The organism is Clostridium sp. AM33-3 (assembly GCF_003480315.1).
In the GTDB taxonomy this organism is placed as follows: domain Bacteria; phylum Bacillota; class Clostridia; order Lachnospirales; family Lachnospiraceae; genus Brotaphodocola.
Window position 1 is genome coordinate 51,322 of record NZ_QUIV01000014.1, and the last position, 23,233, is coordinate 74,554.

At 43.5% G+C, this 23,233-nt stretch carries 33 protein-coding genes; 11 read left to right on the top strand and 22 right to left on the bottom strand.

The features are described from left to right. Positions 1–205: hypothetical protein (locus DW819_RS15795; RefSeq protein WP_207665306.1), on the top strand; the 205-nt coding region annotated here is incomplete at its 5' end. A gap of 341 nt (positions 206–546) precedes the next feature. Here the strand turns inward: DW819_RS15795 and DW819_RS09640 are convergent. The 4 genes from DW819_RS09640 to DW819_RS09655 are packed head-to-tail and all read right to left on the bottom strand — an operon-like array spanning position 547 to position 3,850. Then, positions 547–1,704 (bottom strand): FprA family A-type flavoprotein, encoded by a 1,158-nt coding sequence (locus DW819_RS09640; RefSeq protein WP_118733108.1) that lies wholly within the window; start codon positions 1,702–1,704, stop codon positions 547–549. Between the two features lie 53 nt (positions 1,705–1,757). Next, entirely contained in the window at positions 1,758–2,147 is a 390-nt protein-coding gene (locus DW819_RS09645; RefSeq protein WP_118733109.1) for a response regulator, read from the bottom strand. A gap of 25 nt (positions 2,148–2,172) precedes the next feature. Then, complete coding sequence (locus tag DW819_RS09650; RefSeq protein ID WP_118733110.1) at positions 2,173–3,141, bottom strand: tRNA-dihydrouridine synthase family protein; 969 nt, start codon at positions 3,139–3,141, stop codon at positions 2,173–2,175. 40 nt (positions 3,142–3,181) lie between these two features. Continuing rightward, positions 3,182–3,850: a GntR family transcriptional regulator gene (locus tag DW819_RS09655; protein WP_118733111.1), complete on the bottom strand. Its 669-nt coding sequence runs from the start codon at positions 3,848–3,850 to the stop codon at positions 3,182–3,184. A gap of 314 nt (positions 3,851–4,164) precedes the next feature. Here DW819_RS09655 and DW819_RS09660 point away from each other — a divergent pair, with 314 nt between their 5' ends. Beyond that, positions 4,165–5,058, top strand: coding sequence for a hypothetical protein (locus tag DW819_RS09660; RefSeq protein WP_243025774.1), 894 nt, complete (start codon positions 4,165–4,167; stop codon positions 5,056–5,058). A 204-nt stretch (positions 5,059–5,262) separates the two neighbouring features. On the opposite strand, the gene DW819_RS09665 is transcribed toward DW819_RS09660, so the two are convergent. Next, a complete protein-coding gene (locus DW819_RS09665; RefSeq protein ID WP_243025776.1) occupies positions 5,263–6,303 on the bottom strand; it encodes an IS30 family transposase in 1,041 nt (346 codons plus the stop codon). A gap of 1,539 nt (positions 6,304–7,842) precedes the next feature. Here DW819_RS09665 and DW819_RS15695 point away from each other — a divergent pair. Genes DW819_RS15695 through DW819_RS09680 form a run of 4 tightly spaced genes read left to right on the top strand, consistent with a single transcriptional unit; the run spans position 7,843 to position 9,044 of the window. Further along, positions 7,843–7,992 carry a hypothetical protein gene (locus DW819_RS15695; RefSeq protein WP_182432621.1) on the top strand — a complete coding sequence of 50 codons (150 nt, stop codon included), beginning with the start codon at positions 7,843–7,845 and terminating at the stop codon, positions 7,990–7,992. 48 nt (positions 7,993–8,040) lie between these two features. Next, positions 8,041–8,319, top strand: a complete 279-nt coding sequence (locus DW819_RS09670) for a hypothetical protein (RefSeq protein ID WP_118733113.1) — start codon at positions 8,041–8,043, stop codon at positions 8,317–8,319. 59 nt (positions 8,320–8,378) lie between these two features. Continuing rightward, on the top strand, positions 8,379–8,741 hold the full coding sequence (locus DW819_RS09675; protein ID WP_118733114.1) for a hypothetical protein: 363 nt from the start codon (positions 8,379–8,381) through the stop codon (positions 8,739–8,741). Between the two features lie 45 nt (positions 8,742–8,786). Then, positions 8,787–9,044: a hypothetical protein gene (locus DW819_RS09680; protein ID WP_118733115.1), complete on the top strand. Its 258-nt coding sequence runs from the start codon at positions 8,787–8,789 to the stop codon at positions 9,042–9,044. A gap of 55 nt (positions 9,045–9,099) precedes the next feature. On the opposite strand, the gene DW819_RS09685 is transcribed toward DW819_RS09680, so the two are convergent. Both DW819_RS09685 and DW819_RS09690 read right to left on the bottom strand, forming a co-directional pair. After that, the gene (locus tag DW819_RS09685) at positions 9,100–9,888 is read right to left on the bottom strand and encodes a hypothetical protein (RefSeq protein ID WP_118733116.1); all 789 of its coding nucleotides are present in this window, start codon (positions 9,886–9,888) and stop codon (positions 9,100–9,102) included. Positions 9,889–10,066: 178 nt separating this feature from the next. After that, positions 10,067–10,285 (bottom strand): hypothetical protein, encoded by a 219-nt coding sequence (locus DW819_RS09690; protein WP_118733117.1) that lies wholly within the window; start codon positions 10,283–10,285, stop codon positions 10,067–10,069. A 300-nt stretch (positions 10,286–10,585) separates the two neighbouring features. Between DW819_RS09690 and DW819_RS09695 the strand changes: the two genes are divergently transcribed. After that, a complete protein-coding gene (locus tag DW819_RS09695) occupies positions 10,586–10,912 on the top strand; it encodes a hypothetical protein (protein WP_118733118.1) in 327 nt (108 codons plus the stop codon). Here the strand turns inward: DW819_RS09695 and DW819_RS09700 are convergent, their stop codons facing one another. From DW819_RS09700 to DW819_RS09755, 13 genes are all read right to left on the bottom strand, one after another. Further along, a complete protein-coding gene (locus DW819_RS09700) occupies positions 10,913–11,353 on the bottom strand; it encodes a hypothetical protein (protein WP_118733119.1) in 441 nt (146 codons plus the stop codon). 14 nt (positions 11,354–11,367) lie between these two features. Continuing rightward, positions 11,368–13,989 carry a hypothetical protein gene (locus DW819_RS09705; RefSeq protein WP_118733120.1) on the bottom strand — a complete coding sequence of 874 codons (2,622 nt, stop codon included), beginning with the start codon at positions 13,987–13,989 and terminating at the stop codon, positions 11,368–11,370. 246 nt (positions 13,990–14,235) lie between these two features. After that, complete coding sequence (locus DW819_RS09710; RefSeq protein WP_118733121.1) at positions 14,236–14,814, bottom strand: hypothetical protein; 579 nt, start codon at positions 14,812–14,814, stop codon at positions 14,236–14,238. Further along, positions 14,814–15,140, bottom strand: a complete 327-nt coding sequence (locus DW819_RS09715; protein ID WP_118733122.1) for a hypothetical protein — start codon at positions 15,138–15,140, stop codon at positions 14,814–14,816. Before DW819_RS09715 ends, DW819_RS09710 begins: the two co-directional genes overlap by 1 nt. Before the next feature lie 4 nt (positions 15,141–15,144). After that, complete coding sequence (locus DW819_RS09720; protein WP_118733123.1) at positions 15,145–15,423, bottom strand: hypothetical protein; 279 nt, start codon at positions 15,421–15,423, stop codon at positions 15,145–15,147. 112 nt (positions 15,424–15,535) lie between these two features. Beyond that, on the bottom strand, positions 15,536–15,664 hold the full coding sequence (locus tag DW819_RS16065; protein ID WP_279220946.1) for a hypothetical protein: 129 nt from the start codon (positions 15,662–15,664) through the stop codon (positions 15,536–15,538). Positions 15,665–15,789: 125 nt separating this feature from the next. Further along, positions 15,790–16,266, bottom strand: a complete 477-nt coding sequence (locus DW819_RS09725) for a hypothetical protein (RefSeq protein WP_118733124.1) — start codon at positions 16,264–16,266, stop codon at positions 15,790–15,792. Between the two features lie 3 nt (positions 16,267–16,269). Further along, a complete protein-coding gene (locus DW819_RS09730; protein WP_118733125.1) occupies positions 16,270–16,458 on the bottom strand; it encodes a hypothetical protein in 189 nt (62 codons plus the stop codon). Beyond that, positions 16,455–16,712: a hypothetical protein gene (locus DW819_RS09735; RefSeq protein WP_118733126.1), complete on the bottom strand. Its 258-nt coding sequence runs from the start codon at positions 16,710–16,712 to the stop codon at positions 16,455–16,457. The genes DW819_RS09730 and DW819_RS09735 overlap by 4 nt, the downstream gene beginning before the upstream one ends. A gap of 466 nt (positions 16,713–17,178) precedes the next feature. Then, positions 17,179–17,466 carry a hypothetical protein gene (locus tag DW819_RS09740; protein WP_118733127.1) on the bottom strand — a complete coding sequence of 96 codons (288 nt, stop codon included), beginning with the start codon at positions 17,464–17,466 and terminating at the stop codon, positions 17,179–17,181. Between the two features lie 464 nt (positions 17,467–17,930). Then, complete coding sequence (locus tag DW819_RS09745; RefSeq protein WP_118733128.1) at positions 17,931–18,227, bottom strand: hypothetical protein; 297 nt, start codon at positions 18,225–18,227, stop codon at positions 17,931–17,933. Positions 18,228–18,313: 86 nt separating this feature from the next. Continuing rightward, on the bottom strand, positions 18,314–19,102 hold the full coding sequence (locus DW819_RS09750) for a hypothetical protein (RefSeq protein WP_118733129.1): 789 nt from the start codon (positions 19,100–19,102) through the stop codon (positions 18,314–18,316). Positions 19,103–19,117: 15 nt separating this feature from the next. Next, positions 19,118–19,426 (bottom strand): hypothetical protein, encoded by a 309-nt coding sequence (locus DW819_RS09755; RefSeq protein ID WP_118733130.1) that lies wholly within the window; start codon positions 19,424–19,426, stop codon positions 19,118–19,120. Between the two features lie 120 nt (positions 19,427–19,546). Here DW819_RS09755 and DW819_RS09760 point away from each other — a divergent pair, with 120 nt between their 5' ends. From DW819_RS09760 to DW819_RS09770, 3 genes are all read left to right on the top strand, one after another. After that, positions 19,547–19,978 carry a hypothetical protein gene (locus tag DW819_RS09760; protein ID WP_243025778.1) on the top strand — a complete coding sequence of 144 codons (432 nt, stop codon included), beginning with the start codon at positions 19,547–19,549 and terminating at the stop codon, positions 19,976–19,978. Between the two features lie 14 nt (positions 19,979–19,992). Next, positions 19,993–20,802 (top strand): SDR family oxidoreductase, encoded by an 810-nt coding sequence (locus tag DW819_RS09765; RefSeq protein WP_118533064.1) that lies wholly within the window; start codon positions 19,993–19,995, stop codon positions 20,800–20,802. Between the two features lie 83 nt (positions 20,803–20,885). Next, a complete protein-coding gene (locus DW819_RS09770) occupies positions 20,886–21,389 on the top strand; it encodes an L-2-amino-thiazoline-4-carboxylic acid hydrolase (protein WP_118733131.1) in 504 nt (167 codons plus the stop codon). 107 nt (positions 21,390–21,496) lie between these two features. Here DW819_RS09770 and DW819_RS09775 read toward each other — a convergent pair whose 3' ends face one another. After that, the gene (locus tag DW819_RS09775; protein ID WP_118533060.1) at positions 21,497–22,024 is read right to left on the bottom strand and encodes a nitroreductase; all 528 of its coding nucleotides are present in this window, start codon (positions 22,022–22,024) and stop codon (positions 21,497–21,499) included. A 68-nt stretch (positions 22,025–22,092) separates the two neighbouring features. After that, positions 22,093–22,662 (bottom strand): phosphatase PAP2 family protein, encoded by a 570-nt coding sequence (locus DW819_RS09780; RefSeq protein WP_118733132.1) that lies wholly within the window; start codon positions 22,660–22,662, stop codon positions 22,093–22,095. 167 nt (positions 22,663–22,829) lie between these two features. Between DW819_RS09780 and DW819_RS09785 the strand changes: the two genes are divergently transcribed. Continuing rightward, on the top strand, positions 22,830–23,216 hold the full coding sequence (locus DW819_RS09785; protein ID WP_118733133.1) for a hypothetical protein: 387 nt from the start codon (positions 22,830–22,832) through the stop codon (positions 23,214–23,216). The last annotated feature ends 17 nt before the right edge of the window (positions 23,217–23,233 follow it).

The following is a 23,233-nucleotide window of genomic DNA, read 5'->3' on the forward strand; positions in this document are numbered from 1 at the left end:
CAGAATAAGCAGATGCTGTGAAATTTTGTACTTCATTCGCTCCGCCGCCTATTGCCAGACCTGCGAGCAAAACTCGCGTGCGCTGCACGCTCAGACAATGCTCTCCGGTCTGGCGCTATGCTCGCTCATGAAGAAAATTCCAACGCATCTGCTGATTCTGCAGGGTCTGACCGAACCTTCTGCTGTATTGGTTATTCTACGATAATAATAAACGCAGCCAGAACGTTGCTGACGAAAGCCTGTAATCCAGCTTTTATCTGATAGTAGCGTTCTGGCTGCGTTTTCTTTTTATGGAAGAGTTAATATGGCTGTAGCTACTATTTTTTGTAGCGAGGTCAATACAGCAGGAAGTGATAGAGACCGCTTTCCGGGATTTTCAACATATCAGGTGTTTGCATCTTGAGCACACACGTCCGAATGTGGCGGATGTTCATCCGACACAGGCGAACGCGTGTTAGGGAGAGCAAGCAAACAACGATATGTGAAAATAGAGGAAGGCGGTCTCTTTCACTTCCGGACCTTTATTCAGCTTTGTAACTCAAATTTTCATTTTAAGGCATCGGCCATTGCTTTCATGGCTTCTCTGGTATCATCATGCACAGCGGATTTGATGGTAACTACCTGCTCCAGTACATGCACATCTTTCATCGGCTCTAAGATACCGCGCATGATTTTTCCGGCTAACGGTGCCCAGGATCCGTTCTCCATCAGACCTACAGTACGCTTCTGAAAATTCTTGGATTTTAAGTGCAGCAGGAACTCTTCCATGCATGGGAATACACCACCGTCATAGGTTGCTGCTGCCAGCACCATGCGGTCATAATAAAATGCCTTGCGCACAGCCAGGGAAACATCGGTGCGGGATAAGTCAAACACCTCGACCTCCTCACCGTTTGCACGGAGCAGCTCTGCCATCTCTTCTGCTGCCTGTGCAGTGTTGCCGTGAATAGACGCGTATGCTACCATCACACCGTGCTTCTCCGGCTGATAGGTGCTCCAGGTCTGATATTTATCAATGTAGTAGCCCAGGTTTTCTTTTAAGATCGGTCCGTGCAGCGGGCAGATCATCCGGATATCCAGTCCGGAAGCCTTCTTTAACAGTCCCTGTACCTGCACGCCGTACTTGCCTACAATATTTAAGTAGTAACGTGCAGCCTCCTCTGCCCACTCTTCTTCTGCATCCAGCGCGCCAAACTTTCCGAAGCCGTCTGCGGAAAACAGAATCTTTTCGCTCTGCTCGTAAGTTACCATAACCTCCGGCCAGTGCACCATCGGTGCCATAAAAAACTGCAACGTATGACTGCCAAGGCTTAAGGTCTCACCTTCTTTTACAAGCACCTTACGCTCAGTCAGATCCATCTCAAAAAACTGGCCCATCATAGCAAAGGTCTTTGCGTTTCCCACAATTTTTGTTTCCGGATAACGCTCTGCAAAGTTTTTGATGTTTGCCGCATGGTCAGGCTCCATATGAGACACAACCAGATAATCCGGTTTCCGGTCACCAAGCTCCCTGGCAAGATTTTCAAACCAGGTATCGGTTGCGCGTTTGTCAACGGTATCCATCACCGCAACCTTTTCATCCAGGATCACATAGGAGTTATAGCTGACTCCATTCGGAATCGGATACTGGCTCTCAAAAATATCCAGTGTTTTATCATCTGCTCCCACATATAAAATAGAATCTGAAATATACATATCACGCATTGTAGTAGTTCCTCCTGTCTTTCTGTCGTCACAATGTCTTTATTATAATGCCCTTAAAAACTGCCGTCAACGCCATTTTCCGACTCTCTTCGGTATCGCTCTACCATTTTCATGATATCCTGTTTCGTGTACGGTTTTTCTATGAATCCGTATGCCTGAATTTTCCATGCCTCCAGAGAAAAACCCGGAATACTGGACATCAGCACTACCGCCGGAGCATTTTTCAGTTTCTGCAGTTCTTTTGCCAGACTGATACCACTGATATCCGGCATCACAATATCCGTAAATACCATATCCACCGGATTCTCCTTCACAAATTCCACTACAGCCACTGCTTCTTCGAAACTTCCAAGCAGACTGACCTCAGCCATATTGCGGAAAATCCCCTCAATTTTTTCCAGAAGTTCCGGTGCATTATCCACCGCAACTACATTTACAGCCATGCTCTCCCTCCATTCGCAGCAACACTCACCCCCGTTTCTTCCAGCCTGGAAAATATGGCTGGGCGCACACCGGCTTTTCCGCCAGAAGACATTCCACTGCTGCCCTGTATTCTTCCATCTTCTGTGCCTTGCGTATCTTTTTCATCAGTTTCGTGCTGTCTTCAAACGCTTCTCCCAGATAGGTCCATAGTTCCTTCATCTTAAATAAAACATTTTTATCTCCCGGTATAGCTCTCCGGTATCCTTCTAGCACATCCTCATGAAAAGCACGAATCCGTTCTGCAGTAAAAGGTGTCTCCTCTGTCAGGGAAGGATTCGTTAAAAGGCCGCGGCCAAGCATGACCGCTTCCACACCCGGATACTGATTCCGGAAATTTCTGATATCCTCCCGGCTAAACAGATCTCCGTTATAAAAAACCGGGTTCCGGCTTTCTCTCACCGCAAGATCAAACGCGTCCATGCGCGGATGATTCTTATAATAATCTGTCTGAACCCGCGGATGCACAATCAGATTTTTGAGCGGATACCTGTTATAAATAGAAAGAAGTTCTTCAAATTCTTGCGGATCTGTCTTCCCGATCCGTGTCTTAACAGACAGGTCCATGCCAAGCCCGCAGATTCCCTCACTGACCTGATAGAGAAACTCATCCAGCTCCATCGGATATTCCAGGAAGCCGGACCCCCGCTTTTTTGCTACTACCGTTCCAGACGGACACCCCAGATTCAGATTCACTTCCATATAGCCAAGCTCTTTCAGGCGCTTAGCAGCCCACAGAAAATCATCTGCCTTATTTGTCAGGATCTGTGGAATGAGAGGAATACCCTTGTTATGCTCCGGAATCACATCGTTCAGTTCTCTCGGTGTAAGCTTACGGGTCTGATTCGGTGAGATAAATGGAGTGTAATATTCCTTGATGCCATGAAAATGCCGGTGATGGGCATTCCGGAACACATAGCCGGTAATGCCCTCCATCGGCGCAAATAAATAATCCATATTCTTCTGCCTTCCTTCACATTTTCAGCATAAATCCTTCCTAGCAGAGGCTGAAGCCCACACATTCCACCTTATCCGCCACCAGAGATTCACAAATCGGCAGCTTCTCAATATCTGCCCGAAGCAGCGTGGAGGCTGTGCGGAAATCTCCCTGCTCCAGATAATCCAGTAAAGCAAAATGCAGGTCCGCAGCCATGTAACAGTTTTTCATCGTTTCCAGAAAGTATATCGTCTGCCGGTCTATACTCTCCAGCAGATAATGAAGCGCCACTTCATTTTTGTAAGTCATAAACAAGGTTTCATGGAACTCCCGGTTCAGTTTCCAGTATTCCATAAAGCTGCGGCTTTCCCCTCCGTTCTCATATTCCTGACACAGAGTGCGCAGCTCCCGGATCCGGTCTTTCGTTACCATATCATGATAACGTTCCAGAAATGAGCATTCCATCACAGTCCGGAAATTGATGATATCCCGCAGCTCTTCCTGCGCCGGTTTCCGTATACGATAGCCATGGCGTGGCGTACTGGCAATAATCCGGTCACTGCGAAGCTGCATCAGTGCCTCGCGCACCGGCGCACGGCTGACCTGATACTTTTCCATCAGACTCTTTTCTGTCAGAAACTCATCGAAAGAGAACTCATTATTCATAATTCCGGCAAATATTTTATTATAGATCTGATCTTTGATGCTGTCTTCTTTTTTTCTTTTCACTTTCCCAAACCTTTCCAGTTCCTATTCTGATACTTCCCATGCTATTTCACTATAATCATATCACAGTTTTTTTATTTTTCCAAATTATAAATTTCATAGGACGCAATTTGGTGGAATTTACCACTGCACTGGAATTTAAAATTTCAAGTCAGCACTGTAAACAGTGTGTGTGGACAGTAACAACGTTGTAAGATGACATCCAAAACGATTATGATTTTATTTTCACAATATATCTTGCATTCCGGATCGCGCTGTGATATGATTACAGTATCTTACAAATGCGTAAGCAAATAAAAGAAAAGAGGGGTTTTGTTATGAACGAGCAAAAGCAATCAAAACGTTGGATTGGCTACCTGCTGTTAGCAGTCATGGCTGCTGCATTCCTGTACCGTGGTGTCTATCAGGTTGCCACAGGTAAGGCACAGTGGGATGTTCAGACTGCATTCTTAACCATGCTGATTCTGGTTATCATCGGTGAAGTCATTTCAACAGCAACCAAAGCATTCGTGCCGTCTATGTTCATTACCGCAGTCCTGTTTGTCCTCGGTTTCTGGACTTATCTTCCAACCGACATCCTGCAGCAGGCCGGTATTGCTTCCAACCTCCCTACCTTCCTGGTTATGATGATGGTTGTCCACTTAGGAACCATGCTGGATATCCAGGAGCTGATCGATCAGTGGAAAACCGTAGTGGTTACCCTGGCCGGCATGTTAGGTATCCTGGTTGTTATCCTTACGGTAGGAACCGTGATCCTTGGTAAGGAAACCGCAGCAGTTGCAGCACCTCCGTTAACCGGTGGTTTCGTAGCTGCCATGATGATGCAGTCTGTTGCTCCGACTGAGCATCTGGCAATCCTGGCCATGGCCGTATACGTACTGCAGGGCTTTGTTGGATATCCGCTCACCAGCATCTGCTTAAAGAAGGAAGGCTATTCCGTATTAAAGCAATACCGTCAGGGAACCTGGAAAGCTGCAGCTGTAAAAGCAAAAGCAGATACCGATTCCGCAAAGAACTATCTGTTCCCACAGATCCCGGACAAGTACAAGAGTGACTTTACCTACCTGTTCACCATGGTCATCCTTACCGTTATGTCCGGTTACCTGGACAAACTCAGCGGCGGCTATATCTCAAAATTTGTGTGGGCTCTGATCCTCGGCGTATTCGCAACAGCAATGGGATTCATGGTAAATGTCAAGAATAATATGTAAAAAATAGCAAAACTGGCATATTGCACAAATATAGGCTGATATCAATGCGATATATGGTCTGTATTTGTGCATTTTGCTATATCAAAGAAAAATATCCAAACGTTTGGACATTTTTGAGACGCGAAAACTTATTTTTAGGTATGGAAAACAGACGTACACGGGGTACGCCTTTTTCATTTTGTCCAAACGTTTGGACAAAATCAGCTATGCAAGTTCCTGTTCCCTCATTTCACGCGAGGACAGACCGCCAAACATCGGTCGCGGATAATCATTCATCCAGTCCTGTATATACTCCAAATCTTCTTCGCTATAATTCGCAATATCCGCGCCTTTTGGAATATGCCGCCGTACCATCTTATTAAGGTTCTCGTTACTGCCACGTTCAAAACTGCAATAAGGGTGACAGTAGTAAGCTACCGTGCGTTGTACTCCCGGAACGAGAGAAGAACGCTCAACGCCTATCTGGTCGAGAAATTCTGTACCATTATCCATTGTGATGGTCTTAAATGTGGTGCGGAAATTTTCGTAGCCATAGGCATGTTCCAGATTGTCAAGGACACGTACTACACTAAGTTGTGATTTATCCGGGATTTTGAAAATATATTCAAACCGGGTCTTACGCTCTGTCAAAACAAGCAGACAGTCTTTGTTGCCGCCTTGACAGCCCACAACGGTATCCATTTCCCAATGCCCGTAATCATTGCGGCTCATTATCTCTTTTGCGCGTTCCTCAATACTGCGGCCTTTCACATTGTTCAGTGATATCTTTGATATTTTCCGCATATTTCGTTTCTTGCGTTTCGAACGCACTGGAAGATTTTTATTTGTGATATTCAAAAACATTCCCTTATCAACATAGTTGTACAGGGTGTTAAGGCAGACTTCCGTCTTAAATTTAAGGCCGTGCTTTTTGATGTGGAGAAGAACGGCTTCTGGGGAATACTTTCTTTCCAGAATCAAGGTTTCCACAAAGCGGATAAATTCAAGGTCGTTACCGACTTTTGGCTCTCTGCCTTTTTCTGCCTTGTTGCGGTCTGCTATGGCCTGCCCTGTATCTGCACAGTATTTCTTGTATCTCCGAAGTTCAGAATCCATCATTTCTATTGTACCGCGTTTAATCTCGCGGTAGATGGTCTGGTAATGCCGTCCCAACAGGACGGATATTTCTTTGATGCTCTTTTTATCATTTCGATATGCTTCGATAGCGTATCGTTCCCGTTCTGTTAAATCATATCTCTTTCCCATACTCATACACCTCTTTTGTAAGTTACTTTAGGGTACGCCAAAAACGGGGCGCGTGTAAAGTGTAAAATGTACGCAAAGCGCACTTGACACGCACCCGCTTTTGGCGTGTTCTAATATAGTTCTCCCAACTCAAGGCCGTTCACCGAAGCCCACGACAAGAGCCGCTTCCTCACTCCTGTCATTAGATCATGCTGCGCATGGCCTAACAACATGAGTGAGAGGGTGGCTCTTTTCCAACCGGGCCGAGGATAGCCCAACTCAAGGCCGTTCACTAAAGCCCCGTAAGGAGTCCTCTTTTGCTTCTGGCCTGTAAATCATTGATACGATTTTCAGACCAGTGCGCTAATACGGGACTCCTACTCCAACCGGGCCGAGAAAAGACGCGTTACCGCGTCACCCACTCTCATTGCCGAGTCACGCGTAGCGCCCAACTTCGTCACCCACTCTGGCTAGCCTCCGGCGGCCGTTTCCCATCTTTCTTATTGCGTCTTCGTCAACTACGACTGCACGGAACACCCACACCCACCGGGTTTCCTCAGACGGCAAAACCCGGTGCGACCACAACGGTATCGCGATGAAGAAACTCTTTTGCAACCATAACTGCTCATATCTACCGATACGGTTCTGAAATCCTTTCTACAGCATACCGATTTCTGTTTTACGTTTCTTTCCATACTTTCCGACTATTGCATGATAATTTTTGCCGATACCATACAGCTTCATATTCACTAATCCGGGACGTTAAATTCATCTTAGGTACAGGAAGAAGATTTCATGAGAATATCTGTAAGTAGGAAAATCACGAAAACAGCAAACGGTATGACTTCCGAAAGAATTTCGGAACCGTTCGCTACGATATTACGCCGTTAGGTTACTATAGGTTTCTTCTGGCTACTACCTTTGCGGTCAGCTAGGTTTTGCCAAGCTAAGAAAGAATATGTTTACCGCAGAGACAATAAATTGTTTCTGCGGTAAAAGAAGAATGATTCTTATGAAATTAAAGGTTATAAGAAGATAGGATGAATACTTTTTGTGATAAGAGGTTTATTGCAGTATGGATAGGGAATGATTTTGTCCAGACGTTTGGACATTTTTAAGATTATTATGCCGTGTAAGCGTTGTCCACCCCTACGGGGATGTACGGGGGTCGAAAGGCCGTACCGCCCAGAGGGCACCCGGTACTCAAAGTTTCCATGATTTGCCACCGCTTGTGATTGACGGAAATCCGGGTATACCCCATATTTCCCAACCACACACCGCCGCGCTTTTCCGCTCCTTTCTGGACTTCCTTTATTTGTTGTCATGCCTTGTTACTTAGGTATCATAGCAGACTACTCGCGCCGGGAAAGGGGTAAAATGTACTCCAAAAATATTTTTTGAATTTTTACATGGTAGTAAATATGGTTTTAAGGTTAAAACGTAAAAATTAAAAAAATATTTTCTCCGCCCCTTTCCCTCTGTTCGCAGTCCGCTAAAAGCAGATACCGTAACAAAGCACATTGACAACTAAATAAAGAAAATCCAGAAAGGGGCTACAAAATGGGCTACGATGAATGGTTAGAAAATACGGGGTATACCCCAAGTTCCGACAATCGCAAGTGGTGGATACGAACCGAAAAGGATATAGATGAAGATATTAAAGATTCTATAGACTTTGAAGTTGACCCAGAACTTCCGTTCTACGATTAACTATAATCCCCCGGTAAAAGCCGGGGGCAAAAAGAAAGGATGAATACCATGAAAGCTAATAAAATTACCTTGAAGAAAATCCGAATCGAGTACCTTGAAAGAATCGTGGATGATATACAGAGTGCGCTTGAATACAGACGCAATCGTCTAAATGAAGCGAAAGAAGAACTAGAGCGCGTCATGACGGAGCTGTTCGACAATGACGAACCCGGTGCGGTTCGTCAGCATGAACGCGATGTTCGATACGCGCAAGAAGCCGTAGACAGATATGAACTGGAAATCAGTGAGGGCGAAAAGATTCTTGCAGAACTGGAAAAAATGGTGTAGGGCGAAAGCCTTACACCTCTTTTAAATTACAGAAAAACATAACCCCGGAGGAAAATAAAATGTACGATTACTACGAAGCAGTAAAAGAAAATGTACTTAAATACATTGAGGAAGAAGTAGATACCGATGGTATCGACTTCGAAGAACTGGAAACACAACTTTACGATGACCTCTTTACAGAGGACAGCGTTACAGGTAACGCAAGCGGCTCTTACACATCCAGTAGAGCGCAAGCGCGAGAATACATAGAGGAAAACAAAGACCTCATTCGCGAAATGTGTAGCGAGTTTGGATGCGAAGAACAGGTCAAAGGTTGGTGGTTCTCCGATGATTATGAATCCATTGACGTATCAATTCGGTGTTACGTTCTGGGTAGTGCAATAGGCTCTGCCTTAGAGGAACTGCGGGAAGCGGCTGAATAGCCGCAAGCCCCTTTCTGGAAGATTTCAAAGAAAGGATGATAAATTATGAAACGCATGGAATTTGAAGTAGGTGGAAAGATGTATCACAGAGTAAGTAGGCCAACGGCAAGAAAGGCTTATGATAGAGGTGCAATAATCATGATTTGCCCGTGCAAATTAAGACCCGGAAAACCGTGGTATCCAGAAACACTCACTTGCAAAGTGCATACTGGTAGAGATTTTGACCCGGTTGCAAGGGATTTTGAGATTTATAATTGCAACGCGGAAGCAGGATGGTACGCATCATTCTACCTTGAAGCATAAGAAAAGCCCGGGGATTGATTCTCCGGGCTATTTTTGTCCAAACGTTTGGACATTTTCAGAACTGGAAATATTTAATTTGATTGTAAGGGGTATCCACAGTTTTCATGTTTTGGATTTCCCCGAAGCTGTTAAGCAATGTTTCCAATTCTGCTTTTGTAAGCATGAGTGTGGTATGAGTTCCAGAGTTCAGGTTTCTGGTAGACCAGTATCGTTTTTTGTTTTTGATACCATCAAACATATCTTTTGTAATGTATTTTGATATGTAATGGGAAACGCGGGTGGAACTCTGCACCTGTGTAGCGGTAGTGAATCCATATGGAAATCCGCCAATGTTATAAATCGGTAAGCCGCCTTTTGTGGTATGCCCGGAAAACTGCATTTTCCAGAGAGACATGTCCATGTTGCTGAATACGCCATGAAGATGGTAGCGGCCCGATTTATGCTTTTCTGGCACTATGAGATATTTGGTTTTAATTTTCGTATTGTTTCCGATATCTCTAAGGAAATCGGACATGACCTTTACCACCTCATCATAATTGAATGAATCAACCTGTTTAGGGTCAAAGGTAAAGGTTAGAAACCATTCCCATGTATTGTCCCTAGCATAGTTGTAAATTTTATTCTTTGTGCGGTTATAGGAAACATAAAACGAATGGAGAGGGTTCTCCTGTTTTTGTTCTTTTGGTGGTTTGGTTCCAAAAGCCATATAAGAATAAAGTTCAATGAGTTCGTCATCACGTTCCACTAGAAAAGAGTCCTTTTCTTTGGAGTGGCCTGTGATGACATTAGCATAATAAACAACTTCGGTTGATTCAAGATACTCTGATACTTTTACATTGTACATTTTTTCAGACCCTTTCATTTTGTCCAAACATTTGGACAAAGTGATAATTTAGCAAAAAATTTTCAATTTTTTGCAGGTTAAGTGTTGCCATAGTCAAGTAGGCAACACCTAACCACCCGGAACATAACCGGGAACTAATCTTTTAATTGCTTGTGGCAATTCTATGGAATAGAAATGGCTAAGCAGAAGCTTTTGCCTTTTGCCTGTGAAAGTTATATAACATTTCTTTCCATACTTCATCTATGCGGCTTTGTACTTCTAAAGCGGCTACGGATGAAGAAAGACCATCTTTTATTTTATTGGTATAGAAACGGTCTGGGTAAGAACCATATTTTATGCAAAACTCTTTTTCGATATTTCCATTGATTTCTGAATTGCTGTTTGTAAATCTCGACATGGTTTTTCATTCTCCTTATAAGGTTTATTTTCCGGGGTGTTATATAAACAGGTTTTTGATATGCGGCATAAGGCGCATGAGCTTTCACAGCGGTATGATGTTTTTTTACATTCTTTGTAACTACGGCAAAACCGCTGTGAACACTGATAATATGGACAGTGTGTCATGAATATCTCCTTTCCGATTTTGTCCAAACGTTTGGACATTTTTCTTATCATATCGGCACCCCATGTCCTTGCTGTACTGGCTTTACGAGCAAGGTGTTATCTGGTATAATACAAGATAACGAGGGGGTGCGGTATGAAAATTTTAATAGCAAGGTTTATAGCAAATGCCATTACGTTTTTTGTTGTATGGAAATATACAAAAAAACAGATGGAAAAATATCAAGCACAAGGTCATAAGCTAGATGAAAAGCAAGTGATTGAAAATATTAAAAATGACAGACGTTACGACTGGGGTACAGGGCAAGAGGAAAACTGGAAACATACATGGAACTCTAACAACCCCATTGAAAAGAAGAAAATTACAATAAAGGGTATCATTATAAAAAGCTTTGCCCTGTACTATTTCATAGGAATCATAACTGAAATACTAGTGTATTCATTTATGGGGGTTCAGTCGTAATCATTTAAAAATCTTTGATACAAATGCAAGTAATCCAGTCGATGTTTTTGCATCACCAGTAATGCTGTTTTTCATCTCCTTGAAAGTCTTAATAAACAGGAGTACCAGTTTATAGATGGTGAAAAGACAGCCAGTCACGACAAGAATGTATGTCATGTAAAAAACTGGGTCACCCATCAAATAGCGGTAAAGCCCGACTGTTTCAAGCACGGGCATACCGCTTGTGATTCCAGATTGCGCGGAATTACCGAGGTCAATGACATACTCATTGATTTCAACAAGTGTATCATAAAAGTTAAGCATTGCCGTTACGACATTGCCGATAAAGGTAAAGATAAATTCAAAGAATGATGCAATGCCGCTAAGAAGCGAGCCATTGAAAAATCCATCCGTAGACGGGGGAATTAATGGCTTAACTGCCGTTAATAAGATATAGTACATAAAACACCGCCTTTCTAAATGTGCATCTTATCAATCTTTCTTCTGATAGCCGCTATTACTGTCATGAAGATTACAAAATAAGCACAGGATAATAACAAGGCGTAAAGGGATACGCCAAATACGGGAATTTGTAAATTTTTCATGTACTCAATTCCTTTTAGCATATCTGCGTGAATAAGAGCAGAACTAGCGGGAACATTAAATACAAGCACGATAAATCGCAAACAGTTAATGAAAAGAATCATTAAAAGTATGATGATTAAAAGGCCAATCATGAAAAGATTGAGGAAGTTATGAAAGCCGGAATCATTTTCATTTTCTTCGATTTCTGGCGTTTTCCAATTTGGTAAAGCTTCTGTAATAGCCGCAACAATACTTGCGGGAAGTGCTTTAACCAAATTCAATAAATCTGCAAAAGAAAATGTTTCTAACATACTGCCAATATTTGTGACTGCACCAAGAAGTGAACCAAGGCCAAGGGCTGTTAGCAGTTCCTTTAAAGTTTCAGAAAGACTGTCAAGGTCTATGCCGAGTTTAAGACCCGATAAAGAAGCCGCTAGTTCCTGTAATTTGGCTAATACATCATCTAGTTTCGTACCCGTCAAATCTTTTAACGCACCCAAGGTTCCAGAAAGGGAACCTAATCCAAGAGCCGCCATAGCTGTTTCAAGAGCCTTGATAAATTCTTCTCCATAATTGTCGATATTCCAAGTTTTTAATTTATCCGCAATATTAACAACTGCATCGGCCATTCTAGTAAGTGGTACACTACCAGTCAATGCCGCTCCGATAATCCCACCAAGATTGTCTATATTTGGCAAATTAGCAAGCTTCTGTAATACGTCTGTTCCTAAATTGTCTATAGCATTTCCTAAATCCGTATTAACGCCATCAATCCAAGCTTCGATATCCCAATCAAGAATATCTTGTACGCCAGTAGAAATCGAAGAGAGATAAAGCAATGCACTCTTGAAAAATGGAATACTATTTAATGCTTCAATGATGCTGTCTTTAATGGTAGTTGGCAATAATTGAAACAAAGACAAAATATTGGGGATGCCATTTGTTGCAGTAAGGATAGAGGTGATTATTCCAATAATACTTGTTAATGCACCAGAGGTATCCGTTGTTGAACCAGTACCGCCAGAGCCAGTATTGGTTCCGGGTTTTGTTTCTGTGTCTGTGCCAGTGGTTGTATCTGTAACGGTCCCTGCGGCAGAGTTTAAAGCAGAAACAGTGGAAAGAACATTTTTATCAGATTTTACAACATTATTAATGTCCCCGTTTACGGAAACGGTCGATAAATTCATAAGGGCATTTAGTGAACCGAATTTCAAACCATAGGTATAATTCAGCAACAAAACATCTTTAGAACTCATATATTTATCAATACTTTCCAAACCAATTCCATTTTGACTGGCAACAGGGCAGGGCAATGATGCACTAATAGCCCATAAATTAGAATCATTACCTTCATGTAAACATTCTTTATCGGAACCGAAATAATATTCATACAAATTAGTTGTATTGCTTAATTGATACCTTGAATAATGAACTTTCATTTGGGAAAAACCATAATCTACCGATGCAGCATTTCTGTAATACAAAAAATAGTCATATCCGTTCTTTAAGGCAAGAGCAATCTTATTTGGCGTATAAATAACAGATGATTGTTTCGGTAAAGAAGCACCCATATCCACACCGCCATAAGGGGAAAAATAATAATATTTGAACCCGTTTATAGATTTAATATTAAAATTTGACGGGTTAATGTCAATCAAAGCATATTTAAGGTATTTAGATTTGCCGCTATTGGCGAGTGACTTTGCAGTATAAATATATGCAATTTTATCTTCATCAGTTAAAGAGATGGAATATCCGCTACCTGTAGCCGCGTTATCTAACTTGTTTTTAAGATTTATAAACATCTGCTGTGTAACTTGAGCCTTTTTAGCTTCGTTTTTAACAAGATAAGAAATATTAGTAGGAGAAAATGTTTTAGCAAACGATGAAATCTGGTCACTAAAAACAGTCGCGTCAGGCGCAGTAATGCCAGAAGAATAAATAACTGCCATAATAGCCATAATAGCGGCAACGCATACTGAAATTTCACCTATAACATGTGCGCTTACTTCGTCATTTATTGTTTCAGTAATGTTTTCCAGGTTAGGGTCATATGGTGTTGATTCTGGATTCAATGCCGCTTCAATCTGTTCCGGGGTTAATGGTTCCAGATTGTTCGGGTCAAAATCATCAATGCAGTTTGCCCCGGCTCCGAGGATTGCGTCAAGGTTATCGTTGTCCATTTCGATTTCATCTGGGATGGTGGATGTATCGACAACGGGGCGGTAATAGGGATAGGTTGGCGTTGTACTGTCTATGCCGGGGCCGTGGTCTGGGTCCTGGTCTGGATTAGTTTCAAAATCTTCAACTCCGAAGTCTGTGTCAATGTTGGTATCTGTGCTTTCAATACTTGCAGATGATTCTGGAATGTTACTGGGTGTTGCTTTTGTACTTGCATATGCAGACAGGGGATTTTCTGTAAGAATAGCAAAAGCAAGCATGATTGAAAGAATCCGCTTGCTGTTTCTTCTTAAATGTTTGAATAAGTATTCGGGATATGATTGTTTATTCATAGCATTTAGTTCCTTTCTGAAATTTTGTCCAAACGTTTGGACATTTTGCCGTGAAAGCGTTGTCCACCCTTACGGGATGTACTAGGGTCAATAGCGAGAGCCGACACCGCAAAGCACTGTTTTGTCCAAACGTTTGGACATTTTAAGGACTGGGATAGTTCCCGGGTTTTCAATTCTTGAACTATGGGGCTTTTCTTTGCCAAGGCAAAAGAAAAGCCCCCATATGTACCTCAAAAGAAATTGAAATCAAAGATTCACGACCAATCCATAATTGTCCCGGTAGAATTGCGAAAGTTTATATTTCCAGTCTTTCATGCCCCAATCAAAGTCAAGCGGTATGAACTGCGTATCATAGAACACGTTTTCAAACAGCTTGTCATTGATTGGAACGGCATGAACAGAACTGGACATATCCGCAAGATTTATAAGCTTGTAGTAAATGTTTCTATCGTTCTTCGATACGACTACAACCGTCTGCGTCTGGTTTCTTAAACGGTTATATACCATTTCTGCTTCGATGGTGGTGTAAACAAACAAGCAATTCTGTTTGCCAATCGTGTTAATGAAGATGGAAATTTCCTTTAGCTTCTTATAATCCTGTGCATCCAGTCCATTGTAGATTTCATCTATAAAGAGGATTTTTGGCGTAAGGTCAAGTGGGAAATCCTCTAAGGAATTGATATAGAAAAAATCATCCTTTGGACTGTAAATGTTTGTGTAAACCGGGATATGAAAAGCTTCATGGATAGCTTTTACCAGTTTATAGGCAAAAAGGGTTTTTCCGCTACGCTGTGCACCGAGACAGCCTACGATTGTACCGGGCATTAATTACCACCGCCATTCTCATTAAGGGTATTAACCTTGATACCCCGGACAAGTTCATTCTGGGTATATGCGGACAGTAATGCTTTTAAGTTCTGAGAGCTGAAAAAATTGATATTCTTGTTGTTCTGTAACTGATGGTCGATATCTTCAAAAACTGCCCGCCATTCTGTGAGGTCATATTTTTCAATGAAATACATAAGCTGAAACTTTAAGTGCATCTGGGTGGAATCCATGTAAGGAATGATACCGTAAATGGATTTAATCGGGTCACCCGTGTCAACCGGAGCAGAAAAGCCACTCATTAAGGACTGGAAATCAACTTGCATATCGTCACCCCCCAATGCGCACGAACATGATGAACGTGAGAATGATATTAAAAATCATAAGGTTTCTGGGAAGCGTATCCTTTTTAAAGAAGTTTCCAAACATGATAGATGAAAGCTTGCGCTTATCCTGTACAAAGTCCAGGTCTTTGGCGGTAAGAATGGCTACACTGTCAGCCCCAACCTGTTTAAACTCGTCCTCATCCATCTGAGCACCCATAGAACGGTTAAGAAGTGTAAGGCTCTTTCCTGTGTAAACGTGATTTTCTGTGATAACAATATACATTTTTATTTTTCCTTTCTTTAATCGTGAGCGCAGAGGTCAGCAACATGAAGCAACTGCAAAACAACATAAAAACCAAGCATTAAGCCGAAAACAGTAGCGTAGGGGTAATCCATTATTGTCTCACCCCCCGGCCATTGTTGATGGATTTATAAACACGGACGAGATTGGAAACAACAAAGCCGCCAATGTTTACAAAGGCACAGCAGATAATAAAATAGGTAAAATATTGTAAGGTTTCCATAAGCTACTCCTTTCTATCCCAAAGCCAATCCATAGTTTTCATAGCGGCTAAAAAGATAAAAACTACGGAAGAAACAGGAATAAGACGGTAGAGTAAAGAACTGATGAATGATAATACTTCCATGATTACTCCTTTTTCAGTGTGTGAAGCAGAATGAGAACGGCACAACAGGCAGTTATAATGGAACAGGTGAGGATATTGTCCAAACGATTTACCACGGTTCCTTGAAAGCTGCTTGCATTGGAATCAGTAGCAAGATAAGCCACGTTGTCCGCATTGGTCTGGTATGCGTCTGGGTGGATATCATCAACGAGATATTCTTCATCCGGGAAGCTTTCTTCTGCATCTTCGTCCACATCGTCCGAAGCTTCGGACTCCGGGACGGTTTCCGTTACGGTTTCGCTATTCGCTTCACCGCTTGCAAGTTCTTTCTTGATGGCTTCAATAAGTTCATCAAGGGCAGAGGGGGAGGTTTCTGAAGAACTTACCTCAGAATCTTCCAGAACAGTTTCCATAGAATCCGTTTCACTGCTTTCAATGGGTGGCGAAGTTTCTGGAACATCCGTCTGGTTTTCCTCATGTAACACGTTATCTTCATTCAATGGTTACACCTCGCTTTCCGTAGAATCAGAAATATCCGCGATGGTATCACGGACTAAAATCAGTTCATTGATTGCAAACTGCCACATCTCTGCTTTTTCTTTCATTGCCGGATTTCTGGAAGTAGAATCTAATAAGATATCAAGGTCTTTGATTCTGGTTTCAATAATCTGTAAAGCTGATTCTTTTTTCATGATGTTGTTACTCCTTTCCATAATTCAATCCCGCGCTTACCGCACAACTCCTCAAGTAAGTTGAGTTTCTGGCACAGGAATTTCTCGTATTCTTGTCTTTCTAAAATGTCTGCCATATCGTAACCGAGTTCATACATTTTATCAGTCTGGCTACAAGGCCAACGGTAAACAAGATCATAATATTCATTTTCCAATTCTTTATCAGACAGGCCATTCGCCCATTTAATGATGTCATTACGTTCCGACTTTTTCATACATTCCCTTTCTATTTCGTAGGTTTCTTTTATAATAAATTTGTCCAGACATTTGGACAAAATTGGCTACGCATGAGAATTATCTTGCTAAAGTTTCAAAGACCGGGTAAACAAGGCGGGTAGCGGTGAATCTGCTACCGCCTGTTTGACATTGTGGAGCGCATCCACATGTGTCAAGGATAAATGCGGAGCACGGAAAAGCGCCGCCCTTGACACATGTGGACACGCCACCACCCCGGCAGTGTAAATCCGGGCCAAGGATGAAAAACCAAAACCTTGTAACGGTAAAGCCGCCACAGGCGGCAAAGATACCACAGGCGGCAAGAATACCGCATAATCAAGGTTTTCAAAAGCAAGCTTCATGGGGCTTAATGTATTGGTGTACATAATGCAATTAAGATACAAAAAAGGGGCGAGGGGAAAACCCCTCACCCCTTTCATGAGTGCCCCATCTGGGGAAGCCGCCTTAGCGGAAAGCTGCCTTTAAGCTGTTAATGATAAGGAAGCCGATTCCAAGACCCGCGGTGATGTAAACTACAGGCATCAGAGCTTCAATGATGATGTTTGCAAAGGTAAACATCTGCGCGATATCAAAATCAATCGCGATACCCGCACCGGAAGTACCTGCGCCCGCTTCAGACGCCCACGCCGGGACGGTAGACAGTGCAGACATTCCCGCAACCATCACACCAGTTTTGGCTTTGGTGGAAATAGCACCCACCTTGTTGGAAACTTTAGCTAAAATCTCTTTCATAGCTTTCTCCTTTCTGCCCCATCTGGGGAACAGGGCTTTTGAATTTATTTCAACCGCCCCCTTTTTTAACAGGAATCATGCTCGTGACGGACATGACATAGGGGAGGAAGAGGGCGGTTAAAACCAGATTAGTGGTCTTTCTTCTTGCTTAACTTCTTGCCAAGGTCGAAACAACAGTAACAGAAGCTAAACAGAATCATGAGTAACAAGACAAGGCTCATTTTCTGCTCCTTTCCATTTTGTCCAAACGTTTGGACAAATTCGGGTTATTGTCATCAAACTTGTGAAACAGCATACAATAGCAGTAATCCAGAATGGCGTATTCGATGAGAACACCGCCAAGGATTATGCCAATTAATGCAACTTCCGTAGTTCTCTCCTTTTCTTAGGGTTGGCCCCGGTGGGAAATGTACGGAAAACCACCGGGGCAAATGTATGTCAAACGCGGGTGGGGCGTTATGACCTTATTTGTGTGCCGGGGTAGCAGTACCCGGTTTGTCGAAATTGTGAATCTGCTTTAACTCCTGGACGCGGAAATCAGAACGATCACCATACTCAGCAAAAGAGCAGAGGAATGTTGCCACATCACCACGGCGAACTGCGTCATAGACTTTCTGCGGACAGCGGACGGTAGCAACGTCAACGCCATCGTTCTGGGCTACGTTCAGACGGTAAGACTGCATGGTCTGACCCTCGTTGTTTTTCCAATCACGCGGCTCCGGCTTTCCGATTACTTCTAATTTTGCTTCAATGTATAACATAGTGTTTTCTCCTTTTCTTCTTCATGCCCCGGGGCTACCGGGGCGGTGTAATTGTTTATGGTTAAGTGTACATTTTAAACGATAAGTTACATTGCGGATTCGTCCGGGTAAACGATGTTGATTTCAAGCATATACTGCTTGCCATCCAACTCCCGGCGCTCATCGGTCAGATAGTGCTCACACATTTTCTTGACCTTATCCGATACCGTAGAATCCCAAGTAAGGCCGCTTGCCATAAGCAAACGCATAACCGGGATGTTGGTATCGCGAACGTTCTTTTTCTCTTTCTTTTCTTTCTTCTCGTCCTCTGCTGCTTCCTCTTCTTCGGAATCGTCCGGGGCGGTTGCTTCGGCCTGCGCTTTCCCAATCTGTTTGATTTCCTTAATTGTTGCAGATGGGTCAATCTGAGCTATAGCTTCATCGTTTAAGCGAAGCATTTGAATAAGCTGTGAACTGGAAAACTTCGCGTATTCCTTTTTGAGAAGTTTTGTCGGGAATCCATCATCGTCATGAACGGAATATTTCGTACAAACGTTGATGAAGTTATAAGCAGAGGAACGGGAAAAACCAAACTGGCCTTTAGCGAAGTCCTCAAAGGTCTTAAAGCCTAACTCCTTGTAAAGCTTCTTGCGCTGAATCTCATAGAGTTCAAAGCCGATTTTCACGAAATTCTTTGTAAGGTCTTTAACCAGACCATCCAGAATCTTTACGCGGTCAGTAGCTTCCGCGCTAACAATGTCAGCCGCCGGGTCTTTTACAGCCGGGGGATTCATGGCTGTAAAGCCCTCTGGAACCTCGTTGTTATTGGTAGCAGTAGCGGTATCCGCACCGCCTACAAACTCGTTTTCTTTCTTCTGTAATTCTTTCTTATCCATAGATACGCGCCCTTTCTATAATGATTCTTCGAAGAACTTCGTTGCTAACGCTTCAAAATCAACTGCATTGAGTAAAGCGGTGCGGAGTTCCACATAAAGCGGATTAGCGGAACCTGTCATAAGGTTCATAGCAAGGTAGCCTTTTAAAAGAACTGCATTGCCTTTCAGAAACTCTTCCTTGCTGTATCCCGCTTTTGTTGCAACAGCGGCATTGCCGCGGTCAAGAATCTCGCTCGTAACTGCATGTAAATCATGGTCTGTGTTCATGTAAGTCCAGATGATATCCGTTAAGGTATCTTCCAGAGGTTCTTTGATTACTTCCATATACATTTTCCTTTCTGCGTTTTGTCCAAACGTTTGGACATTTTGCACAACCCTTAAATAAAAAAATAGTAGTATCAGAACTGCTGTTCTTTATACTACTAATTATAAAACTCACAAGCAATGGGATTCATTGAGAAAAATGTACTGGTCCGCTCCCGCAGCATGGGCTTCGTTTACACCATCATTATGATGTTTGTATTCTCTCAGTTAAGCAGCTGTACTCCGGACACTGTGATTCAGCTGATCAAAGATTTTGCGATCCTGATCGTTCTTTCCACTGTTGGTATCGCCATCTTCTCCATCCCGCTCGGACGCAAGTTCGGCATGAGCACACCGATGGCATTTGCCCTGGGACTTGGCTCCATCGCAGGTGGTTTCCCGGCAAGCTACACTCTGAGCGTAGAGGCAGCAAAGGTTTGCGCAGAAAACGAGGAAGAGTATCAGGTTCTGGAGCAGCACATGCTTCCTAAGACCCTGGTTGCAGGTTTCGTCAGCGCAACATCCGGTTCTGTCTTCATTGCAGGCGCTGTTATGGCAATGTTCTTCAAATAAGAGGAGGTTCCATCATGGATTTAGGTTTAAAAGGTAAATCAGTCGTTGTAACCGGAGGCAGCAAAGGCATCGGTTTCGCAGCAGCAGAAGCATTTCTCAAAGAGGGAGCCAAGGTTGCCATCTGTTCCCGCCACGAAGAGGAATTGAAGGAAGCAGCCGAAAAGCTTTCTCAGTATGGCGAAGTTTATTATGAAGCTTTCGATGTTTCCAAGGCAGAAAGTAACTACGCTTTTGCTGAACATGTCAATGATCGTTTTGGCAGCGTTGATGTCTGGGTTAACAATGTAGGAGCCACCGGCTTTAAAAAGGGCGACGAGTACGATGACGAGGAAATCGATTTCATGACCGGTGTCTGCTTTAAATCTGTTATCTACGGATGCCAGGCAGCATTCCGGTACATGAAAAAGCAGCATTCCGGCGCCATCGTCAATGTAAGCTCCCTGGCTGCGCGCTGCTCTTCTGCCGGAAGAAGCACGCTGTACGGTCCGTTAAAATCAGCAATCAATAATCTGACTAACACCTTTGCCGGTGAATATTGTCCATATAATGTACGCGTTACCTGCATTATGCCAGGCTTTACCGTAACCCCGCTTGTGCGGGCACATATCAGCCAGGAGGAGCTTGACCGCAATGCAAATGCTACCCTGCTCCGCCGAATGGCAGAGCCGGAGGAGATTGCCAAACCAATCGTATTCCTGGCAAGTGATGCGGCAAGCTACATGACCGCCACCACCATTGAGGTATCCGGCGGACGCAGTATGACGCTCAATCCTACCTATGCTTATGACAAGCTTGCGGCAGAAAAAGCAGAGGCAGCAAAATAGATCGTAACTGCGATGTTTCTAAGCAGTTGCAATAAATCTTATGTCCCAATCACATGTAGTAAAAACAAAAAGGAGGAGTTACCATGATTGACAACAAAATCACCATCAAAGACGACGAGAAAGTGAATATCCAGCGCGGCGCGATCGGTCATCGTTCCACCTGGACCGGCCTTACCTACAAATACGCAGCAGAAGCCGGCAAGGCTGAAGAAGCTGAAAAAATCATCCGTCAGGCCATCAGCGAAACCGGACGTGTCCAGGGCAATGCTTTAAGAGAACAGTGCCCGGATCCGACCAGCTGTAAATCCTTCTGCGACACCATGTTCACACCAACCCTGTTAAAATCTTTTGAGGTCGATGTTAAGGAAAAAACTGATGATGTTCTTGACGTTGAATTCCATCACTGCCCGCTCTTAAAGGCATGGCAGGATCTCGGCTTTGACGATGAGATGTGCGCAAAACTCTGTGATATCGCTATGGACGGCGACCGTAACATTGCAAAGGCAATGGGCTTTGATTTCCACTTGGGCGATACCATCGCAAATGGCTGCCCGACCTGTCAGGTAACCTTTCGCAAGAAAAAATAAGCAATAAAAAGCACGAAATGCCGGGGTGGTTCTGTTGGACCGCCCCGGCACTTTTTCTACACCGGCTGTTCCGGAATCATGCTTTTCCGGCCAGTTATCTCTCTCTTTTATCGAATATAGTAGACGTAATCTGCTTTTCTCGGTGCTGCCTCTTTCAGCGGCGCTGCCGCATAGCCAAGCACCAGATGGCCGATGCCTTCATAATCTCCCTCAATGCCAAGACTTTTTAAAAGTTCTTTCCCCTCCTGAGTTTCAAACTCTTCCTTTGCACGATGGATCCAGCAGCTGTCCACGCCAAGATCTGCTGCAGCATTCATAAGATTTCCCAGAACCAGAGTTCCATCATAAAGATAGGTCGGCATGGCCTTGTTTGCCAGAACGATGAGCAGCTCCTGTGCTCCGTAAAACGGATCAAAGCTTTCATCCTTTCCCATAAACTTTGCGTTCATGACAGAAAGCTTATCCCGCAGTTCTTTATTGGTAACCGCAATGATGATCGGGGACTGTCTGCCCATGCCTGTGGCCGCATAGGTTCCTGCTTTGATAATGGCCTGCAGTTTTTCTTCTTCAATAAGCTCCGGCTTGAATGCACGGCAGCTTCTTCTTGTTTCCAGTACTTTTAATGTTTCTGACATGTTATTTCCTCTCTTTCCGGTGCTGATTTATTCATGGCTCTTTCCTATGACTCTAAGGGAGTGACATTTTAACACGGTGTTCTTTCCATGCACAGGCTCATGCCCCGGCATCCGGCATAGCCAGCCAGACATCCGAGCAGCATTCCGCCCAGTACATCAGTCGGATAATGCACATACAGATACAGCCTGGAAAACGCAATCAGAAACGCCAGTAGCAACACAGGCTTCCAAACCTTCTTTGCTGCCATCCGGCTCTCCGATACCGCAACACCAATACTGCTGTATGCATGAAAAAACAGTGCGGATGCCGATGCAAACGCAGCGGATGTATGTCCGGACGGAAACGACCAGTCGGACGGTCTGGGAATCAGAAGCTGAATGGCCATGTTCACATCGCACGGGCGCGGTCTGGCTACAAACGGTTTTATAATTCCGTTGCACAGAATGGTGTTTATGATCAGCGCCACGGTAAGCACAGCACCACAACGTCTCGTTTTCGGAATCAGCAGTAAGATCAGTGTAAGCATGATCCAGATTGCCCCTGCATTTCCCAGCTTTGTGATCGTACACATCACCTGGTCCCCTATTGGTGTGTGCAGCTTCTGGAGCAGATCCAGAATATCAAATTCAATTTCCATATCATCATCTCCTCCTATGACTATAGTCACAAGAAAGCTGCTTGTCAAGACATCTTCTCTGCGAAGAAAATGACATATGACGTTTACATTTTACCAGTTCTTATCTATAATAAAAATAGCCTGAGACAAAAATATCTCAAATACAATCTGAAGGGACAGAAAATAAAATGTTAGAAATCCAAGCTATTCAAAAATCCGCTTCCACAACGAACGGACATGTTGTATCCGATCCTGTCTTCTGTGTGATCCCGGCCTCAAAAGATCTGGATACACTGGCCGGACTTTATAAAAAAGAATTGGAAGCTGCTGCTTTCAAAGGCGCAGAAACCATATACTTTCCTTCTCTCTCCTGCAGCTCCCAGCCGCTTTTATTCCGGGCCATCAGCCAGATCTACCGTACCATCCTTGATTTCGGAGATGCAGGCGATACTTCCGTAAAAAAAGTCTGCATTGTCTGCGAAGATGATGACATCCGCAATACTTATATGGTTGTCTGGAACTTCTATTGTGCAGGAACCAAAAAGGCTCGCATGAACGATGGCCGCTGGGACTGATCCGTCCATCCTGAGCA

Bases quoted from the DNA above. Each gene is read 5' to 3' on its own strand.
- DW819_RS09715 (WP_118733122.1), bottom strand. From the start codon at position 15,140: ATGCAAGTTGATTTCCAGTCCTTAATGAGTGGCTTTTCTGCTCCGGTT.
- DW819_RS09745 (WP_118733128.1), bottom strand. From the start codon at position 18,227: ATGTTATACATTGAAGCAAAATTAGAAGTAATCGGAAAGCCGGAGCCG.
- DW819_RS09740 (WP_118733127.1), bottom strand. From the start codon at position 17,466: ATGAAAGAGATTTTAGCTAAAGTTTCCAACAAGGTGGGTGCTATTTCC.
- DW819_RS09720 (WP_118733123.1), bottom strand. From the start codon at position 15,423: ATGTATATTGTTATCACAGAAAATCACGTTTACACAGGAAAGAGCCTT.
- DW819_RS09765 (WP_118533064.1), top strand. From the start codon at position 19,993: ATGGATTTAGGTTTAAAAGGTAAATCAGTCGTTGTAACCGGAGGCAGC.
- DW819_RS15695 (WP_182432621.1), top strand. From the start codon at position 7,843: ATGGGCTACGATGAATGGTTAGAAAATACGGGGTATACCCCAAGTTCC.
- DW819_RS09760 (WP_243025778.1), top strand. From the start codon at position 19,547: ATGGGATTCATTGAGAAAAATGTACTGGTCCGCTCCCGCAGCATGGGC.
- DW819_RS09700 (WP_118733119.1), bottom strand. From the start codon at position 11,353: ATGTACTATATCTTATTAACGGCAGTTAAGCCATTAATTCCCCCGTCT.
- DW819_RS09780 (WP_118733132.1), bottom strand. From the start codon at position 22,662: ATGGAAATTGAATTTGATATTCTGGATCTGCTCCAGAAGCTGCACACA.
- DW819_RS09785 (WP_118733133.1), top strand. From the start codon at position 22,830: ATGTTAGAAATCCAAGCTATTCAAAAATCCGCTTCCACAACGAACGGA.
- DW819_RS09685 (WP_118733116.1), bottom strand. From the start codon at position 9,888: ATGTACAATGTAAAAGTATCAGAGTATCTTGAATCAACCGAAGTTGTT.
- DW819_RS09680 (WP_118733115.1), top strand. From the start codon at position 8,787: ATGAAACGCATGGAATTTGAAGTAGGTGGAAAGATGTATCACAGAGTA.
- DW819_RS09665 (WP_243025776.1), bottom strand. From the start codon at position 6,303: ATGGGAAAGAGATATGATTTAACAGAACGGGAACGATACGCTATCGAA.
- DW819_RS09645 (WP_118733109.1), bottom strand. From the start codon at position 2,147: ATGGCTGTAAATGTAGTTGCGGTGGATAATGCACCGGAACTTCTGGAA.
- DW819_RS09650 (WP_118733110.1), bottom strand. From the start codon at position 3,141: ATGGATTATTTATTTGCGCCGATGGAGGGCATTACCGGCTATGTGTTC.
- DW819_RS09775 (WP_118533060.1), bottom strand. From the start codon at position 22,024: ATGTCAGAAACATTAAAAGTACTGGAAACAAGAAGAAGCTGCCGTGCA.
- DW819_RS09690 (WP_118733117.1), bottom strand. From the start codon at position 10,285: ATGTCGAGATTTACAAACAGCAATTCAGAAATCAATGGAAATATCGAA.
- DW819_RS09750 (WP_118733129.1), bottom strand. From the start codon at position 19,102: ATGGATAAGAAAGAATTACAGAAGAAAGAAAACGAGTTTGTAGGCGGT.
- DW819_RS09730 (WP_118733125.1), bottom strand. From the start codon at position 16,458: ATGAAAAAAGAATCAGCTTTACAGATTATTGAAACCAGAATCAAAGAC.
- DW819_RS09695 (WP_118733118.1), top strand. From the start codon at position 10,586: ATGAAAATTTTAATAGCAAGGTTTATAGCAAATGCCATTACGTTTTTT.
- DW819_RS16065 (WP_279220946.1), bottom strand. From the start codon at position 15,664: ATGGAAACCTTACAATATTTTACCTATTTTATTATCTGCTGTGCCTTT.
- DW819_RS09640 (WP_118733108.1), bottom strand. From the start codon at position 1,704: ATGCGTGATATGTATATTTCAGATTCTATTTTATATGTGGGAGCAGAT.
- DW819_RS09675 (WP_118733114.1), top strand. From the start codon at position 8,379: ATGTACGATTACTACGAAGCAGTAAAAGAAAATGTACTTAAATACATT.
- DW819_RS09710 (WP_118733121.1), bottom strand. From the start codon at position 14,814: ATGCCCGGTACAATCGTAGGCTGTCTCGGTGCACAGCGTAGCGGAAAA.
- DW819_RS09705 (WP_118733120.1), bottom strand. From the start codon at position 13,989: ATGAATAAACAATCATATCCCGAATACTTATTCAAACATTTAAGAAGA.
- DW819_RS09735 (WP_118733126.1), bottom strand. From the start codon at position 16,712: ATGAAAAAGTCGGAACGTAATGACATCATTAAATGGGCGAATGGCCTG.
- DW819_RS09755 (WP_118733130.1), bottom strand. From the start codon at position 19,426: ATGGAAGTAATCAAAGAACCTCTGGAAGATACCTTAACGGATATCATC.
- DW819_RS09770 (WP_118733131.1), top strand. From the start codon at position 20,886: ATGATTGACAACAAAATCACCATCAAAGACGACGAGAAAGTGAATATC.
- DW819_RS09670 (WP_118733113.1), top strand. From the start codon at position 8,041: ATGAAAGCTAATAAAATTACCTTGAAGAAAATCCGAATCGAGTACCTT.
- DW819_RS09660 (WP_243025774.1), top strand. From the start codon at position 4,165: ATGAACGAGCAAAAGCAATCAAAACGTTGGATTGGCTACCTGCTGTTA.